Below are 16,353 nucleotides of genomic sequence, written 5' to 3'. Positions count from 1 at the left end.
GGCAGCCGAAAGGGGCCGGTGCCCGGGCAGGGCACCGGCCCCTTTCGGCTGCCCGGACGGCCCCGGGCCTACGACAGCTGACCGTCGTAGTCCGGCAGCTTGTAGGTCCTCTCGGTATGGCCGCCCGACAGGTCGGTGGCGCTGTTGCCGATGTTGGCGATGATCGTGTAGCCCTTCGACTCGATGTCGACGCGCTGTGCCGTCTTGTACTCGGCCACGTTCCGGAACAGGTCGAAGAAGCCGCGGACGTAGAGCCCGGCGGACTCGTATCCGGCGTGGTCGAGGTTGAAGGCGGTGGGGGCGTGGACGATGCCCGGCCGGGCGGTCACGAAGAACACCGCGACACCGCGCTCCTGGGCGTACTCGGCGACCTCCAGGACCGGCTCGTTGGCCGGCTGCGGGAAGCTGAACCCGAAGTCGGTCTCCAGCGCGGTGTTGTCGATGTCGAGGACGATGGCCTGCTTCTCGCCCGGCCGCGGGGCCGCGATGCGCTGCTTCAGTTGGGGCAGGGCCTGGTCCATGACCGCCCGGCAGTCCCGCTGCCAGGTCGCGTAGTCGACGGCCACGGCTGCTGCTGCGGCTGTCGTGGTCGTCGTGGTGGTCGTCGTGGTGGTGGTCGCGGGGGTGGTCGCGGGGGTGCCGGAGGTGGTCGAGGCCTGGGCGGGGACGGCCAGGGCCATCAGAGCCGCGGCGGACACAGCGGTCACCGATGCACGGCACAGCCAGGGGCGTCGGCTTCTCATGTGGTGGGGGGTCCTCTCACGCTCATAACGCTGCCAACATGACGTGTGCATGTTCGTCTGCGAGGGTGGCGCGAGGTGAACCGTAGGGTTACCGGACGGTAGGCGGCTAGAGGCGCACGTCACATTTATGGAACGTCCGCCCCGGCCTCTCGGTGACATGCTGCACAGGCGTTTTGTCCGTTACTAGCCGAAATAGTGGCAAAAAGCCCAGGGGTAAAGCGGACATTCAGCTTAAAAGCCTTACCGATCAGCCTCAAACGGGGCTTTCGCCCCGTCTGTCAGCTGTGTCAAGAGACGTGCATCTCATGAAGGAAGTACGAACTTCTGTCGTAGATGCACCCCTTTGTGCCTTTGTGGGTGGACGGGTTACCAAGGAATGGCCACTGCGGCGCGGACCTGTTCGCCGGGTGGTTTTCCTCTGCCCCCTCCCCCATGAGGTTTCGATGTTCCAGCGCGTCACGTCCCGTTCCTTCCTCGCGTCCCACCTCCGCACCCGTGCTGCCGTGCTGGCCGCCGGTGTCGGGGTCTCGGCCGTCGCGGGAGTCGGGATCGCGGCTGCCGCCAACGACACGGCCGCCACCACCGCCACCACCGCCACCAGCACCACCGCCGTGCAGGACCAGGCGGCCGCCCAGGCCAAGGCCACGCAGACCAAGGCCGTCGAGGCGAAGAAGGCGGCCGAGACGAAGAAGGCCGCCGAGGCGAAGAAGGACGCTCAGCCCGCCAAGAAGGCCGCGTCCTGGGTCAGCCCGGTGAAGAACTACACGCCTTCCGCGAGCTTCGCCCAGGCCGGCGGCATGTGGCAGTCCGCCCACAGCGGTCAGGACTACGCTGTGCCGAACGGCACCGAGGTCGTGGCCACGCACGGCGGCACGGTCGTGAAGGCGGGCGGCAACGGCGCCGGCGACGGTCCGGCGTACGGCAACGCCGTCGTCGTCAACCACGGCAACGGCAAGTACTCCCAGTACGCCCACCTCTCCCAGGTGAACGTGCAGCCCGGCCAGGTCGTCAAGACCGGTCAGAAGATCGCCCTGTCCGGCAACACGGGCAACTCCAGCGGTCCCCACCTGCACTTCGAGATCCGGACCAGCCCGAACTACGGCTCCGCCATCGACCCGGTGAAGTTCCTGAGCGGCAAGGGCGTCCAGCTCTGAGAACCCGCCCCGAGAGCCGGCCCTGGGTGCCCAGCGTCGTGTACCCAGTGCTGCGAACTCTCCGAAGGGCCCTGACGGGCCTGAGTGACCGGATCGAAGGACGGCGATCCGGTCCCGGCACCGCGATGAGCGATCCGGCCTGACCGTCCGTGCATGTCTCCCAAGCCCTCCGTCGGGTTCTCCCGGCCGGAGGGCTTTCGGCGCCCGCGTGCCCGCCGCGGCGGTTCCTCACTGGGGCAGCATCGGGTAGCTCCCCGTGTCCGTCGGCGCGTGTTCCGGCAGCCACAGCACGGCGAGTGCGCCCTCGGCCGGCGTGTCCTTCGGAGCGCCGGCCGGCCGTACGTTGCGGAAGGTGAGCCGTGCCCCCAGCACCCGGGCCTGCCCGGCCGCGATGGTCAGGCCCAGGCCGTGACCGCGGCCGGCCCGGTCCGCGCTGCCGGTGCGGAACCGGCTCGGCCCCTCGGCGAGCAGGTCCGCGGGAAAGCCGGGCCCGTGGTCGCGGACCCGGACGACCCGCCCCTCGACGGAGACCTCGATGGGCGGCCTGCCGTGCCGGGCGGCGTTGGCGAGGAGGTTGAAGAGCACCCGCTCCAGCCGTCGCGGGTCGGTGGTGACCTCCGACTCGTGCACCACGCGCACCGTGACGTCCGGGTCCTTCGCCGCGATCCGCCGGGTGACGAACTGGGCCAGCAGTATGTCCTGAAGTTCGGCCCGCTCGGAGGCGCCGTCCAGCCGGGCCACCTCCAGGACGTCCTCGACCAGGGTGCGCATGGCCTTCGCCCGGTCCAGCACCAGTTCGGTCGGCCGGCCCGGCGGCAGCAGTTCGGCGGCGGTCAGCAGGCCGGTCACCGGGGTGCGCAGTTCGTGCGCGATGTCGGCGGTGACCCGGCGCTCGGCCTCCAGCCGCTGCCGCAGCGCGTCCGCCATGGCGTCCACCGCGCTGGCCAGGTCGTCGGTCTCGTCCAGGACGACCCCGCCGATGGCCTCGCGCACCCGGACGTCCGTCTCGCCCTTGGCGACCCGGTGGGCGGCGCTCGCCGCGTTGCGCAGCCGACGGGACAGATGGCCGCCGATCAGCACCCCGAGCGCGCTGCCGCCCAGGACGACCGCGATGGAGCCGATCACCAGGGCCTGGTCGAGGTCCTTGAGGATGTTCGAGCTGCGGTCGGTGAAGCCCGAGTGCAGGGACATGACATGCCCGTTCTTCAGCGGTACGGCCGCCCAGATGTCCGGCGTCCCGCCCGGCCGGTCGGCCACGTACGTCGCGCGCCGGCCCGCCTCGACCTTCGCCCGCAGCTCGGCCGGCAGCTCGGGGTCGTCGATCCTGGTGTTGGGGAAGTTCAGCCGCCCGGACAGCTCGTAGTTGCGCTGGGCGATCATGATGCGTTCGTCGGCGAGGTCGCGCGCGTTGTCCAGCATCGACACCCGGGCCGCGTTGTGCACGACCAGGCTCAGCGCGATCGCCACCAGCGCGCCGACCAGGGCGATGGCGGCACTGAGCTTCCACCGCAGACCGGTCCGGATGCCCGCCCGGTCGAGAAACGCTCGCACCGGGCGCCGGAAGTACCCCCGCATACCCGTGATCAGGCCTTCAGTTTGTAGCCGAAGCCGCGGACCGTTTCGAGGCGGTCCTGGCCGATCTTCCCGCGCAGCCGCTGCACATGGACGTCGACGACCCGGGTGTCGCCGCCCCACCCGTACTCCCACACGCGTTCGAGCAGTCTGTCGCGGGAGAGCACGGTGCCCGGCGCCGACGAGAACTCCAGCAGCAGCCGCATCTCGGTCGGTGTCAGCGACACCGGCTCCCCGGCCCGCCGCACCTCCATGCCCACGGTGTCGATCTCCAGCTCGCCGAAGGTCAGCAGGCCCCCACCGTCCGTGGAGGCCGGATCCTGTCGGCCGCCGTTCGCCCGGTCGAAGCGGCGCAGCACCGCACGGATGCGGGCGACCAGGACGGCACCGTCGAACGGCTTGGTCACGTAGTCGTCGGCACCCGCCTCCAGGCCCAGGACGACGTCGATGGAGTCCGCGCGCGCCGACAGCATGATCACCGGAACCGTCGACTCGTCGCGGATGCTCCGGCACAGACTGACACCGTCCAGGCCGGGGACCATGACGTCCAGCAGTGCGATGTCGGGCCGGTCCGCCCGGAACGCCTCGAGGCCGGACAGCCCGTCGGGCATCGCGGTGACCGTGAAGCCGTCCCGCTCCAGGGCGAGTTGGGTGGCCTCACGGATGACGTCGTCGTCCTCGACGAACAGCACGTGGGTCTGGTCTGCCATACCGGTGCTCCTCAGCTGTCGGGCGCCGGCGTCGGCTCCGTGCCCGCCACCTTGCCGTAGTCGTTGTGGGTGCGGAACTTCTCGGCGAACCGGCCCGCGGTCCAGCGGTAGGTGATGACGTTCTCGCCGGAGGGACTCGACACCGGGTCGCCCCGCTCGTACACCTGCATGGTCACCACCAGGTCCCCGCGGTCGATCTCCGCGTACACGGGCGGTTCCTCGGTCCTGAACACGTTCACGTACGCGCCACCTCGGTCGCGGTACACGTACGAGCCGACGCCCACCGCGTCGCCGCAGGTCAGCACGTTGACGACGACATCGTCCGCGGTCCCCCCGGTGAGGTTCCCGTAGCTCACGTCGACGGGGTACTCGTCGGCCACGCACGGCTTCAGCTCCCGCTTGACCGCGGCCGAGACCGTCGGATCGCCCTTGACCAGCCGCACCGCGTCCACGCGGGCGCCGGCCGTGACCGGCATGCGCGAGGCCGCGTAGGACGGAGCGGGCGACCGGGCGTCGGCCGCCGACTCCGCGTGCGCGGGCCCCTCGTCCCGTGCGCCGGTGCCGCTCGTACCGCAGGCGGTGGCGACAAGGCCGAGGGCGGCGAGCACGGACGTCACCGTGGTCGCCGCCCGGGCGGTTCTCCGGGCCCGGTCGGGCCCCGCGCCGGTCAGGCCGCGCAACGCTCCCGCTCCTCATGCTCCAGCGCGCGTGCGTTCAGTTCGCGGGCCTCCAGCTCCTCGCGGAGCCGGGCGAGCGCCCGGTGCAGCGTGCTCTTGACCGTTCCCGCCGACATGCCGAGGGCGGCGGCCGTCTCCTCCGTGGACATCTGCTCCCAGTGTCGCAGCACCACCACACTGCGCTGTTTCGGGGCGAGCACCTTCAGCACGTCCATCAGGAGCGCACGGTCGGCGTGCTGCTCGGTGGCGTCGTCCACGCGGGCGTCCGGGAGTTGCTCGGTCGGCACCTCCTCCAGCTTGCGGGCGCGCCACCACTCGGTCCGCGTATTGATCATGACACGGCGCAGGTAGGCGTCGGCCAGCCGCTTGTCGGCGATGCCGTCCCAGCGGCCGTAGGTCCGAGCCAGCGCGGTCTGCAGCAGGTCCTGCGCCTCGACGGGGTCCGGCACCAGACGGCGGGCGCTGCGCAGCAGCGCGTCCTGCCGGGTGCGGACGTACTCCTCGAACCCGAGCACCTCGCCCTGCGTCATGGTGATCCGCCCTTCCGCTCCCCGCACCGGCCCGCCCGTGCGTTCCGGTCCCCACCGCTGTGATCCGTGGTCGTCGTGTCCCTGACTGGAGGGCACGGACACGAAGTTACGGAGGTGTTGTCACGGCACTGTGCGGGGAAGCCTGCGGTCGGCCGTCGGCTGGCCGTCGGTTGTGTAACGGAAGTAGGGACGAGGTGAAACGGTGGGACGGTTGGGGGACTGTGGGGCGATATGGCCGCACCGGGGGTGCCGGCGGACACCCGTACGCGGGGGAGCGGGCGACCCGCCGGCGCGTCAGGTCAGCGGCAGCCGGTACAGCCCGCCGGGCAGGGGCTCGACCAGGCCGTCGGCGACGAGGCTGTCCAGCGCACGCGCGCGCTGCACCGGTTCGTGCCACACCCGGTCCAGGGCCCCCTGCGGGACAGGACCGTGTGCCTCCCGCAGCACGGCCAGCAGCCGCCCGCGGACCTGCCGGTCCGTGCCCGCGTACGTCTGGCCCCGGCGCGGCGGTCCCTCGTGCGCCGGCTTGTCCGCGAGCCGCCAGGCGCACTGCGCGGCGATCGGGCAGCGGTGGCACGCCTCGTTCTTCGCCGTGCACACCAGCGCCCCCAGCTCCATGGAGGCGGCGGCCCACCGCGCGGCGGTCGACTCGTCCTCGGGCAGCAGCGCGCGGGCGAGCCGGCGCTCGGCGGCGGTGGTGGCGTTCGGCGGGTACTGCACACCGGTGACCGCGCGGGCGAACACCCGGCGGACGTTGGTGTCCAGCACCGCGTGCCGCTGCCCGTACGCGAACGACGCCACGGCGGCCGCCGTGTACTCGCCGATGCCGGGCAGCGCCAGGAGCTGCGCGTGGTCGGTGGGTACGTCGCCGCCGTGCCGTTCCGTTATGGCGGCGGCGGCGCCGTGCAGCCGCAGTGCGCGGCGCGGGTAACCGAGCCGGCCCCAGGCGCGGACGGCCTCACCGGGAGCCTCGGCGGCGAGGTCGGCGGGGCGCGGCCAGCGGGCCAGCCACTGTTCGTAGACGGGCAGGACCCGGTTCACCGGGGTCTGCTGGAGCATGAACTCGCTGACCATCACCCCCCACGCGCCGGCCTCCGGGCGCCGCCACGGCAGATCCCGGGCGTGCTCGTCGAACCAGTCGATGACGGGGGAGTGCAGCGGCTCTCCGGGAGCACGCTGTGGCGCTGTGTCGTCGGCGGAGGTGTCGGTGGGCTCGGTGGGCTCGGCGGTGCCGCTGTGCGGGGGCTTGGTGGGAGCAGTCATGGCACCTCGATCCTGCCACGACCACCCACGGGAACGGGCACTCCGCCACCCCGTCAAGCGGGCGACAGGGCTCTGGCCAGAGGTGCAAGCGCCACGATCGCGAACGTGTGGGCGTCGGAGCGCCGCGTCGGCGGTGCCGCTCGCCGCCCGGGAAACCCGCGGTCACGGATCGTGTACAGGATGCGGAAATGATCACACTGTGCGATCATCGCGTGCCGTGCCTGGCGAGAGGTGGGGACAGAGGACGGTTTCCGGGATGATGATCCGGAAAAGTTGTGGCTCTCGGCGGCGGGTGGGGCCGGTGACGGCCCGGATCTCTCGTACAGTTTGCGCCGTGGGATCTCTGCGCAATCCGGTCGGGCCGCTTCCCTCCTCCATCTATTGGCGTAGGAGGGCAGTACTGCTGTCCCTGCTGGGGGTGTTGGCGTTGCTCGTCACCTGGATCGTCGTCTCCGGCGACGGGGGTGACGGCGGACACGGCAACGGGGCCAGCGGCAAGAGTCCCGCGCCGTCCACCATCGCTCCGGGACCGTCGAGTTCGGGGCCGGCGATCAGTCAGGCGCCGGGCGGACGCGACGAGTCCGGCGGCGAGGACTCGGGCGGCTCCTCGTCCGGGACCGGCGCGGAGGACGACGGGGCGAACGGCGACCGCGGTGACTCCGGCGGCGGCTCGGACGGCGGTGCCGGTGGTGGCGACGGCGGTGGCGACGGTGGCGACGCCGGCGGCAGCGATGCCGACGGATCCGAAGGCGGTACCTCGGCGGGGGTCGGCGCGGGTGACGCGCTGCCGGCCGGGTCCGGACTGCCCGACTGCACCCCGAGCGCGGTGAAGTTCAGTCTGCGCAGCGTCCGCAACGCCTACGAGCCCGATGCGACGCCCACCTTCCGGCTGACCGCGCGGAACATCTCCGGCAGCGACTGCAAGGTCGATCTCGGACCGGAGAGCGCCGTGCTGACGATCACTCAGGCGGACGGCGACGACGCGTACTGGGCGTCGGACGACTGTCCCAAGGGCCCGGGGAGCCTCGTCTTCCGGGTGCCCGCCGGTGACAGCATCACGTACGGCGTGAAGTGGGACCGCAAGCCGAGCGCCGCGCAGTGCGCGACGCCGCCGGCGGGGTCGGCGAAGGCCGGTACGTATCTGGTGGAGGCGAAGGCGCCGGGGTTCGCGAAGGTGCAGACGTCCTTCGTGCTGGAGAGCGCCTGAGGCCCACCCGGACCGGAGCGGCCGGGAGCGGGCCGGACCGGACGGGGGCCGGACCGGGTCGGGCGAACCGCTAGACGTACCGCTCCAGGATCGAGCTCTCCGCCAGCCTCGACAGGCCCTCCCGGACGCTGCGGGCACGGGCCTCGCCGACGCCGTCCACCGTCTGGAGGTCGTCCACGCTGGCGGCGAGCAGCTTCTGCAGGCCGCCGAAGTGCTCCACCAGGCGGTCGATGATCGCACCGGGCAGCCTCGGCACCTTGGCCAGCAGCCGGAAGCCGCGCGGGGAGACCGCCGAGTCCAGCGTCTCGGGGGATCCGGTGTACCCGAGGGCGCGGGCCACCGTCGACAGTTCCAGGAGCTCGGCCTGGGGGAGCGCGTTCAGCTCGTGCAGGGCCTGGTCGACGGTGCGGGAGCGCTTGGCGGTGGGCTCGGGGACGTAGTCCCGCACGACCAGCTCGCGCTCCGGTTCCACTCCCGCGATCAACTCGTCGAGCTGGAGGGCGAGGAGGCGGCCGTCGGTGCCCAGTTCGACCACGTATTCGGTGATCTCGGTGGCGATGCGGCGCACCATCTCCAGCCGCTGCGCGACCGCCGACACGTCCCGCACGGTCACCAGGTCCTCGATCTCCAGCGCCGACAGGGTGCCAGCGACCTCGTCGAGGCGGAGCTTGTAGCGCTCCAGCGTCGCGAGTGCCTGGTTGGCGCGGGACAGGATCGCCGCCGAGTCCTCCAGGACGCGGCGGTGGCCGTCGACGTACAGCGCGATCAGGCGCATCGACTGGGAGACCGAGACGACCGGGAAGCCGACCTGCTTGGAGACGCGGTCGGCGGTGCGGTGCCTGGTGCCGGTCTCCTCGGTCGGGATCGTCGGGTCCGGCACCAGCTGGACGCCGGCCCGAAGGATCTTCGACAGGTCGGACGACAGGACGATGCCGCCGTCCAGTTTGCACAGCTCGCGCAGCCGGGTCGCGGTGAACTCGACATCCAGGACGAAGCCGCCACTGCACAGCGTCTCGACGGTCTTGTCGGAACCGAGCACGATGAGACCACCGGTGTTGCCCCTCAGTACGCGCTCCAGGCCGTCACGGAGGGCGGTGCCGGGTGCCACGGCACTCAGCGAGGCGCGCATCTGGCGATCGGAGCCGGCGCTCCCGCCGGACTTTCCGGGAGCTGCTGCCCGGTCGTTGGCTGCCACTGCACTCCTCCGGTCGCGATGTCTGGGGCGCCCCCGCTTCTCGCACTCGGTTCGTACGGACGGGCGAGACCAGGGCAAAGTCTACCGGCGGTCCTCCTCGTCCCGTGGGGCCTCTCGGCGACGGGAGCGCGGAAGGACGCGCAGAGCGTCCCCTATGTCCGCGACTTCCAGAACCTTCATTCCCGCCGGAATCCTGCCCGGATCGCCCGGCACGAGCGCGTGCGTGAAGCCCAGCCGGTGCGCCTCGGCGAGTCTGCGCTGAACGCCCGTGACCCGCCTCACCTCGCCCGCGAGGCCGACCTCGCCGATCGCGACCAGGTTCTTGGGCAACGGGGTGTCGCTCGCCGCCGATGCCAGGGCGAGCGCGACGGCCAGATCCGCCGCCGGCTCGGAGAGTTTCACCCCGCCGACCGTCGCGGAGTAGATGTCGCGCTTGCCCAGGGCGCTGATGCGGCCGCGCTGTTCGAGGACCGCGAGCATCATCGAGACGCGCGAGGTCTCCAGTCCGGACGTGGTGCGGCGGGGGGAGGGGATCTGCGAGTCGACCGTGAGCGCCTGCACCTCGGCGACCAGGGGGCGGCGGCCCTCCAGTGTCACCGTCAGACAGGTCCCCGGGACCGGCTCCGCACGGCGGGTGAGGAACAGTCCGCTGGGGTCGGCCAGACCCGTGATGCCCTCGTCGTGCAGCTCGAAGCAGCCGACCTCGTCGGTCGTGCCGTAGCGGTTCTTGACGCCCCGGACCAGGCGCAGGCGCGCGTGCCGGTCTCCCTCGAAGTGCAGGACCACGTCCACCAGGTGCTCCAGCAGCCGCGGGCCCGCGATCGCGCCGTCCTTGGTGACGTGGCCCACCAGGAGGGTGGACATCCCGCGCTCCTTGGAGGCCCGGATCAGCGCGCCGGCCACCTCACGGACCTGGGCCATGCCGCCCGGCGCCCCGTCGATCTCCGGGGAGGCGATCGTCTGCACCGAGTCGAGGATCAGCAGGGACGGCTTCACCGCGTCCAGATGGCCGAGCACGGCGGACAGGTCCGTCTCGGCGGCGAGGTACAGGTGGTCGTCGATGGCGTGGATACGGTCGGCCCGCAGCCGGACCTGGCTCGCCGACTCCTCGCCCGTCACGTAGAGCGTGCGGTGCTCGTCGCTCGCCGACTTGGCCGCGACGTCCAGCAGGAGCGTGGACTTGCCGACGCCCGGCTCGCCCGCGACGAGGACGACGGCACCCGGGACCAGGCCGCCGCCGAGCACCCGGTCCAGTTCGGGGACACCGGTGGAGCGGGCCGTGGCCTGGCGGCCGTCGACCTGGCCGATGGGCAGGGCGGAGGTGGTGACCCGCCCCGGGGTCGTCGTACGGACCGCGGGCGCGCCGTACTCCTCGACCGTCCCCCAGGCATGGCACTCGGGGCAGCGGCCGAGCCACTTGGCCGTCTGCCAGCCGCACTCGGTGCAGCGGTAGGACGGTCGGTCCTTGGTGGTCTTGGTACGGGCAGCCATGTCGAAACCGTAGCTCCCGCCACTGACAGCGAGGACCGGAGCCCGCCATGCGGGAGTCGTGCCGGCCGTGAGGCGAAAGGTTCCTGTCCCCGATTGATGGATCGTTTCACCCGTATGGATTAAAACTGCGCAGGGCTCCGGAAGGGGCCGCCCGCGGCCGCCTACGGTCGCCGAATGACGAGCAGTGGCCCGGAGATCCCGACCCGCATGACCGGCGTACACCGGGCGCACCGGGAGGTGCGTGACCGGGGGGCCGCCCGCACGCTGGCGCACCGGCCGCCGGTGTGCCGCGAACCGTACCTGGACGGCCTGTTCACCTACTGCCTGTCCGTGCTGTGCGACCACGAGGCGGCGACCGCCGCCCTGGCCGAGGTCCTCACGCTCGCGGAGCGCCGCGGCCGGCAGGTGCCGGACGCGGCCGGGGACCGCAGGGCCTGGCTGTACGCGCTGGCCCGCTGGGCGTGTCTGCGCAAGCTGACCGAGGCCCGGCAGAAACGGCAGGTCACCCATGCGGCGGGCCGCGGCCGAAGACGGCCGGCCCGGACCGCCACCGCCCCGGCCGCCTCCGAGGAGGTCCAGGAGCAGCGGCGCGGTGAACTGGCCCTGCTGGCCTGGCCGGAGGCCGCGGGCACCACACCGGAGCAGCGCGAGGCGCTCGAACTCGCCGTCCGCCACCACCTCGGTGCCCACGAGGTCGCCGCCGTGCTCGGCATGGAACCCGTCGCCGCCCGCGACCTGCTCGCCTCCGCCGCCTGCGAGGTCGAGCGCACCCGCGCGGCGCTCGCCGTCGTCGAGGCCGGTGCCTGCCGGGGCGTGGCGCACCTCACCGGCGACAACCGGCTCGTGCTCAGCAGCACGCTGCGCCGCGAACTCGTCCGGCACGTCGACGACTGCCCGCGCTGCCGCCGTACCGCCGAGCACGCCGTCCCCGGCCGCTGGCCCGGCACCAGCGTCACCCCCGACGAACTGCCCGTCCTGGCGGTTCCCGACGCCGCCCTGCGCGCGGCGATGGCGCGGCACTCACGCGCGCGTGGTGCCGCGCCCCGCTTCGACCGGCGCGGCTTTCCGATGGATCCCAAGGACCGGATCGCGCGAAGAGAGCGGCTGCGCGCGCGTGCCGTCACGACGACCGTCGTCGCCACCGTCGTCGCGGCCCCCGTGCTCGCGCTGTGGGCCGCCTACCGGGGCACCCCCGTGGGCGAGGCAGGGGACGGCCGCTCCGCCTCCGCGCGGGAGGCCGACACGCCCGTCGACCTCGACGGTGAGGGAGCGGGCGGCTACGAGAACGCCGGCAACGCCAGCACCCGGCCGGGCGGCCCTTTCGGCAAGGACGGCAAGGACGGCAAGGCCGGCAAGGACAGCGAGGCCGACGTGTCCGTGGAGGTCGTCGGTGTCCCCGGGGCCGGCCACGGGGGCGTCGCCGCACTGGGCGTCACGGCCGGTCACAGCGGTGACACCACGCTGATCACGCTGACCGCCACGGGCTCCGCCCCGGTCCGCTGGTCCGCGTCGACGGGTGTGTCCTGGCTGTATCTGAGCCGGTCGTCGGGGACGCTCCGACCGGGCCGGTCATTGACGATCAAGGTGTACGTCGACCAGTTGCGCGAGCCGTCCGGCCACTGGAGCGCGTGGGTGGCGGTCTCACCCGCCGGCGCCGTGGTGGCCATCGAGGGGCACGGCCCGGCCCCCGGCCCCTCCGTTCCCGGCGGCTCGCACTCCGGTCGTCCCGGAAGCCCGGGGACCGCGCACCCCGGCTCCCCGAGCACCCCTCCGCCGAGCTCCGGCGAGCCGGGAGGACCGCCGCCGTCGTCCCAGGCCCCGGATCCGACGCCCACGTCACCGGCCCCCTCGGAGTCCGACCCGGAGCCCACCGACCCGACACCGAGCGACCCGACCTCGACGGACCCGTCCCCCACCGTCCCCGCGGACTCGACGGCACCGTCCGCCGACGACGGCGGCGAGGCGAGCCCGTCCGCCTCCTGACGCGTGCATCGTGCTGTGGGCGCTGTGCGCGCCGTGTGTTCTGCGGGCTCCGTGCCGCATGTCCGGAGCCCGGCGCCCCGGGAGACGTGGCGAGGATCAGGCGGGATCCGCCGGGTGCGGTGCCACCAGCGGCAACTGCGCGGCCAGCCGTTCCTCGCACAACTCGGCCAGCCGGTCGTAGCCGGCCTTGCCCATCAGCTCGGTCAGCTCCGCCCGGTAGGAGACGTACACCGGATCGCCCGCGCCGTGCGCCGAGGTCGCCGACGTGCACCACCAGTGCAGGTCGTGGCCGCCCGGCCCCCAGCCGCGGCGGTCGTACTCGCCGATGGAGACCTGCAGCACGCGCGTGTCGTCGGGCCGGTCGATCCAGTCGTAGGTCCGCCGGATCGGAAGCTGCCAGCACACGTCCGGCTTGGTCTCCAGCGGCTCGCGGCCCTCCTTAAGGGCGAGGATGTGCAGCGAGCAGCCCATGCCACCGGCGAAGCCCGGCCGGTTCTGGAAGATGCACGAGCCCTGGAACGGTCGGGTCTGACGGTCGCCGTCCTCGTCCTCGGAGACCCAGCCGTTCCGGGTGCCCTCGGCGTGGTGCTGCCAGATGTCCGGAGTGAGCCGCGCCACATGCCCTGCGACCCGCTTCTCGTCGTCCTCGTCCGAGAAATGTGCGCCCAGGGTGCAGCATCCGTCGTCCGCGCGGCCCGCCTGGATGCCCTGGCAGCCGCTGCCGAAAACGCAGTTCCAGCGAGAGGTCAGCCATGTCAGGTCACAGCGGAACACCTGCTCGTCGTCCGCCGGATCGGGGAACTCCACCCACGCCCGCGCGAAGTCGAGGCCCTTCTCGTCGTTCGGCGGAACATCCGACGGCACCTGCGAAGGACCGACGGCCGATTTGGCCTTCTTGGTCCTTTTGTCCGCCTTTTCGGCCTTCTCGGTTTTCGCCTTTTTCGTCTTTGGCACCCGTCCAGGGTAAGTCGCCCATCTCACTGCCCGGCACCGGCTCGAGTTCCGTGGAGCGGGGTTCACGCCGCCCGGCGGGCAGTAGCGTGCCGTACATGAGACTCGGTGTCCTCGACGTGGGTTCGAACACGGTGCATCTGCTGGTGGTGGACGCGCACCCCGGGGCGTGCCCGCTGCCCGCCCACTCGCACAAGGCGGAGCTGCGCCTCGCCCAGCTGCTGGACGCCGACGGAGCGATCGGTTCCGACGGGACGGACATGCTGATCTCGGTCCTCCAGGGAGCGCTCCGGGCCGCCGAGGACAAAGGTGTCGAGGAACTGCTGCCGTTCGCGACGTCGGCGGTGCGTGACGCCCGCAACGCCGACGACGTCCTCGCGCGCGTGCGTGAGGAGACCGGCGTCAAGCTCCAGGTCCTCACCGGCGCGGAGGAGGCCCGGCTCACCTTCCTCGCCGCCCGCCGCTGGTTCGGCTGGTCGGCGGGAAAGCTGCTGGTCGTCGACATCGGCGGCGGCTCCCTGGAGGTCGCCTTCGGTATCGACGAGGAGCCCGACGCCGCAGTGTCGCTGCCGCTGGGCGCCGGCCGTCTCACCACCGCCCGGCTGCCCGGCGACCCGCCGGCACCGGACGACGTCCGTGCGCTGCGGCGGCACGTCCGCGCGGAGATCGCCCGCACGGTCGGCGAGTTCAGCCGCCTCGGCCGGCCCGACCGCGTGGTGGCCACCTCCAAGACCTTCAAGCAGCTCGCCCGCATCACGGGCGCCGCCCGCTCCGCCGAGGGCCCGTACGTCCCGCGTGAGCTCAAGCGCCAGTCCCTGGAGGGCTGGGTGTCGCGGCTGTCCGGCATGACCACCGCCGAGCGTGCCGGGCTTCCCGGCGTCTCCGAGGGCCGCGCGGGCCAGCTGGTGGCCGGGGCCCTGGTGGCGGAGGCCGCGATGGACCTGTTCGACGTGGAGTGCCTGGAGATCTGCCCCTGGGCCCTGCGCGAGGGCGTCATACTGCGCCGCCTGGACCACATGGGCCCGGCGTAGCGACGTCCGCGCGGCGGGTGGGTGCGGGGCGGCCGCGTTCGGTCAGGTCGATCACACGGCGGGCGCCCGGACCGGCGGCCGGGGGCGCCGGGCAAGCGCCCCGTGCCCTGCGGACACGCCGTTCCGGCGAGGGCGAACGGCCCCGGCCGAAGCACGTCGCTCGCGTCCCGCCCGTCGAACGCACCCCGTACGCTGTCCCTCGTGGCAGAACCAGCGGTGCGCATCCCGGATGCGAAGGTCGCTCTGTCGACGGCCTCCGTCTACCCGGAGTCGACGGCGACGGCCTTCGAGATCGCCGCACGCCTCGGGTACGACGGCGTCGAGGTCATGGTGTGGACCGACCCGGTCAGCCAGGACATCGAGGCACTGCGCAGACTCAGCGACTACCACCGGGTCCCCGTCCTCGCCGTGCACGCCCCCTGCCTGCTCATCACGCAGCGCGTGTGGTCCACCGACCCCTGGACCAAGCTCCAGCGGGCCCGTTCCGCCGCCGAGCGGCTCGGGGCCACCACGGTCGTCGTCCATCCGCCCTTCCGCTGGCAGCGCCACTACGCCCGCGACTTCGTCGACGGGATCTGGCGGATGGCGAACGAGACGGATGTGCGGTTCGCTGTGGAGAACATGTACCCCTGGCGCTACCGCGACCGCGAGATGCTCGCCTACGCACCCGACTGGGACGTCACCAAGGACGACTACCGCCACTTCACGATCGATCTCAGCCACGCCTCGACCGCCCGCACCGACGCCCTGGGGATGCTCGACCGCATGGGCGACCGCCTCGGTCACGTCCACCTCGCCGACGGCCGGGGTTCGGCCAAGGACGAGCACCTCGTGCCCGGCCGCGGCGACCAGCCGTGCGCCGAGGTGCTGGAGCGCCTCGCGGCCGACGGCTTCGACGGCCATGTCGTCATCGAGGTCAACACCCGCCGCGCCATGTCCAGCGCGGAGCGCGAGGCCGACCTGGCGGAGGCGCTCGCGTTCACCCGCCTGCACCTGGCGTCCGGGTCCACAGGGGCCACAGGGCCCACAGGATCTTCGGCGCTCTGGGCGCCGCGGCGATGACCGGCGTCGGCGTGCCCGGCGGCCCGGACGCGTCCCCCGGCGGCCACGGCACCGCCCGGCGCCGCGGCCGTCCCCCGCGTACGGAGTCGGCCGGCACCCGCGACCGCATCCTGGACGCCGCCCGCGAGGAGTTCTCCGAACGCGGGTACGAGAAGACCTCCGTGCGGGGGATCGCCAAGTCGGCCGGCGTCGACTCCGCACTGGTCCACCACTACTTCGGCACCAAGGAGCAGGTCTTCGAGGCGGCCGTCGAGGTCGCCTTCGCCCCCGCGCTCAAGGGCCGGGACGCCGTCCTCGACGCTCCCGTCGAGGAGGTCGGCGAGCGGATGACCCGGATGATCCTCGATCTGTGGGAGAACCCGGTGACCCGGACCCCGCTGCTCGCGATCGTCCGGTCCGCCGTCAACAACGAGGCCGCGGCCGGCGTCTTCCGCCGCCTGGTCGCCAGCCAGCTGCTGCGCCGGATCGCGGGGCAGCTCGACCTGCCGGACGCGGAGCTGCGCGCCGAGCTCGCCGCCGCCCAGCTGGTCGGGATCGCGATGATCCGGTACGTGATCAAGGTGGAGCCGCTGGCCTCGGCGGACCCCGAGCAGATCGTCAGGCGGGTGGCACCGGTGGTGCAGGGGCATCTGACCGGTCGGTGACCGGCCCCTGACGCACCCGCGGCCCACCGCTCCCGCGCCGAGACACGTATCTCGCAATCCGGACACCCTGTCCCGATCCCTGGATGACCGGCGTACGCTCGACCGGGGTCAGAACTCTCTGGCCCCGGCACCCTGAGAAG

At 72.5% G+C, this 16,353-nt stretch carries 15 protein-coding genes; 6 read left to right on the top strand and 9 right to left on the bottom strand.

Features of this window, described 5'->3' with window-relative positions:
* Positions 1 to 68 precede the first annotated feature (68 nt).
* Complete coding sequence (locus AC6F7H_RS11265) at positions 69 to 743, bottom strand: HAD family acid phosphatase (RefSeq protein WP_500756847.1); 675 nt, start codon at positions 741 to 743, stop codon at positions 69 to 71.
* 443 nt (positions 744 to 1,186) lie between these two features.
* Between AC6F7H_RS11265 and AC6F7H_RS11260 the strand changes: the two genes are divergently transcribed.
* A complete protein-coding gene (locus AC6F7H_RS11260) occupies positions 1,187 to 1,897 on the top strand; it encodes a M23 family metallopeptidase (RefSeq protein ID WP_500756846.1) in 711 nt (236 codons plus the stop codon).
* A 228-nt stretch (positions 1,898 to 2,125) separates the two neighbouring features.
* Here AC6F7H_RS11260 and cseC read toward each other — a convergent pair whose 3' ends face one another.
* The 5 genes from cseC to AC6F7H_RS11235 form a co-directional block, all read right to left on the bottom strand.
* Positions 2,126 to 3,592, bottom strand: coding sequence for a two-component system sensor histidine kinase CseC (cseC, locus tag AC6F7H_RS11255; protein WP_500756845.1), 1,467 nt, complete (start codon positions 3,590 to 3,592; stop codon positions 2,126 to 2,128).
* On the bottom strand, positions 3,481 to 4,179 hold the full coding sequence (gene cseB, locus AC6F7H_RS11250) for a two-component system response regulator CseB (RefSeq protein ID WP_500756844.1): 699 nt from the start codon (positions 4,177 to 4,179) through the stop codon (positions 3,481 to 3,483). Before cseB ends, cseC begins: the two co-directional genes overlap by 112 nt.
* An 11-nt stretch (positions 4,180 to 4,190) precedes the next feature.
* Complete coding sequence (locus AC6F7H_RS11245) at positions 4,191 to 4,859, bottom strand: hypothetical protein (protein WP_500756843.1); 669 nt, start codon at positions 4,857 to 4,859, stop codon at positions 4,191 to 4,193.
* Positions 4,847 to 5,386 (bottom strand): SigE family RNA polymerase sigma factor, encoded by a 540-nt coding sequence (locus tag AC6F7H_RS11240; protein ID WP_279334609.1) that lies wholly within the window; start codon positions 5,384 to 5,386, stop codon positions 4,847 to 4,849. The genes AC6F7H_RS11245 and AC6F7H_RS11240 overlap by 13 nt, the downstream gene beginning before the upstream one ends.
* Positions 5,387 to 5,680: 294 nt before the next feature.
* Positions 5,681 to 6,649 (bottom strand): iron-sulfur binding domain-containing protein, encoded by a 969-nt coding sequence (locus AC6F7H_RS11235; RefSeq protein ID WP_500756842.1) that lies wholly within the window; start codon positions 6,647 to 6,649, stop codon positions 5,681 to 5,683.
* A gap of 334 nt (positions 6,650 to 6,983) precedes the next feature.
* Here AC6F7H_RS11235 and AC6F7H_RS11230 point away from each other — a divergent pair, with 334 nt between their 5' ends.
* Positions 6,984 to 7,856, top strand: a complete 873-nt coding sequence (locus AC6F7H_RS11230) for a hypothetical protein (RefSeq protein WP_500756841.1) — start codon at positions 6,984 to 6,986, stop codon at positions 7,854 to 7,856.
* 70 nt (positions 7,857 to 7,926) lie between these two features.
* Here AC6F7H_RS11230 and disA read toward each other — a convergent pair whose 3' ends face one another.
* Together disA and radA are read right to left on the bottom strand one after the other, a co-directional pair.
* Entirely contained in the window at positions 7,927 to 9,051 is a 1,125-nt protein-coding gene (disA, locus tag AC6F7H_RS11225; RefSeq protein WP_457460540.1) for a DNA integrity scanning diadenylate cyclase DisA, read from the bottom strand.
* 81 nt (positions 9,052 to 9,132) lie between these two features.
* Positions 9,133 to 10,542: a DNA repair protein RadA gene (radA, locus tag AC6F7H_RS11220; protein ID WP_500756840.1), complete on the bottom strand. Its 1,410-nt coding sequence runs from the start codon at positions 10,540 to 10,542 to the stop codon at positions 9,133 to 9,135.
* Positions 10,543 to 10,716: 174 nt separating this feature from the next.
* Here radA and AC6F7H_RS11215 point away from each other — a divergent pair, with 174 nt between their 5' ends.
* The gene (locus AC6F7H_RS11215) at positions 10,717 to 12,525 is read left to right on the top strand and encodes a BACON domain-containing protein (protein ID WP_500756839.1); all 1,809 of its coding nucleotides are present in this window, start codon (positions 10,717 to 10,719) and stop codon (positions 12,523 to 12,525) included.
* A 96-nt stretch (positions 12,526 to 12,621) separates the two neighbouring features.
* On the opposite strand, the gene AC6F7H_RS11210 is transcribed toward AC6F7H_RS11215, so the two are convergent.
* On the bottom strand, positions 12,622 to 13,479 hold the full coding sequence (locus AC6F7H_RS11210) for a DUF3109 family protein (RefSeq protein ID WP_500756838.1): 858 nt from the start codon (positions 13,477 to 13,479) through the stop codon (positions 12,622 to 12,624).
* A gap of 95 nt (positions 13,480 to 13,574) precedes the next feature.
* Here AC6F7H_RS11210 and AC6F7H_RS11205 point away from each other — a divergent pair, with 95 nt between their 5' ends.
* The 3 genes from AC6F7H_RS11205 to AC6F7H_RS11195 all read left to right on the top strand — a co-directional run bounded on the left by AC6F7H_RS11205 (position 13,575) and on the right by AC6F7H_RS11195 (position 16,213).
* Positions 13,575 to 14,507, top strand: a complete 933-nt coding sequence (locus AC6F7H_RS11205) for a Ppx/GppA family phosphatase (protein ID WP_500756837.1) — start codon at positions 13,575 to 13,577, stop codon at positions 14,505 to 14,507.
* 201 nt (positions 14,508 to 14,708) lie between these two features.
* Positions 14,709 to 15,569: a sugar phosphate isomerase/epimerase family protein gene (locus tag AC6F7H_RS11200; protein WP_500756836.1), complete on the top strand. Its 861-nt coding sequence runs from the start codon at positions 14,709 to 14,711 to the stop codon at positions 15,567 to 15,569.
* Positions 15,566 to 16,213: a TetR/AcrR family transcriptional regulator gene (locus tag AC6F7H_RS11195; RefSeq protein ID WP_500756835.1), complete on the top strand. Its 648-nt coding sequence runs from the start codon at positions 15,566 to 15,568 to the stop codon at positions 16,211 to 16,213. The genes AC6F7H_RS11200 and AC6F7H_RS11195 overlap by 4 nt, the downstream gene beginning before the upstream one ends.
* Positions 16,214 to 16,353 lie beyond the last annotated feature (140 nt).

This window comes from Streptomyces sp. MMS24-W38, assembly GCF_059889265.1.
The sequence above is the reverse complement of the archived record's forward strand: the minus strand, read 5'-3'. Positions and strand labels throughout refer to the sequence as shown.

What these genes read in the sequence shown, in the direction of transcription:
- AC6F7H_RS11265 (WP_500756847.1), bottom strand. Translation starts at nt 743, where the DNA reads ATGAGAAGCCGACGCCCCTGGCTGTGCCGTGCATCGGTGACCGCTGTG.
- AC6F7H_RS11260 (WP_500756846.1), top strand. Translation starts at nt 1,187, where the DNA reads ATGTTCCAGCGCGTCACGTCCCGTTCCTTCCTCGCGTCCCACCTCCGC.
- cseB (WP_500756844.1), bottom strand. Translation starts at nt 4,179, where the DNA reads ATGGCAGACCAGACCCACGTGCTGTTCGTCGAGGACGACGACGTCATC.
- AC6F7H_RS11240 (WP_279334609.1), bottom strand. Translation starts at nt 5,386, where the DNA reads ATGACGCAGGGCGAGGTGCTCGGGTTCGAGGAGTACGTCCGCACCCGG.
- AC6F7H_RS11235 (WP_500756842.1), bottom strand. Translation starts at nt 6,649, where the DNA reads ATGACTGCTCCCACCAAGCCCCCGCACAGCGGCACCGCCGAGCCCACC.
- radA (WP_500756840.1), bottom strand. Translation starts at nt 10,542, where the DNA reads ATGGCTGCCCGTACCAAGACCACCAAGGACCGACCGTCCTACCGCTGC.
- AC6F7H_RS11215 (WP_500756839.1), top strand. Translation starts at nt 10,717, where the DNA reads ATGACGAGCAGTGGCCCGGAGATCCCGACCCGCATGACCGGCGTACAC.
- AC6F7H_RS11205 (WP_500756837.1), top strand. Translation starts at nt 13,575, where the DNA reads ATGAGACTCGGTGTCCTCGACGTGGGTTCGAACACGGTGCATCTGCTG.
- AC6F7H_RS11195 (WP_500756835.1), top strand. Translation starts at nt 15,566, where the DNA reads ATGACCGGCGTCGGCGTGCCCGGCGGCCCGGACGCGTCCCCCGGCGGC.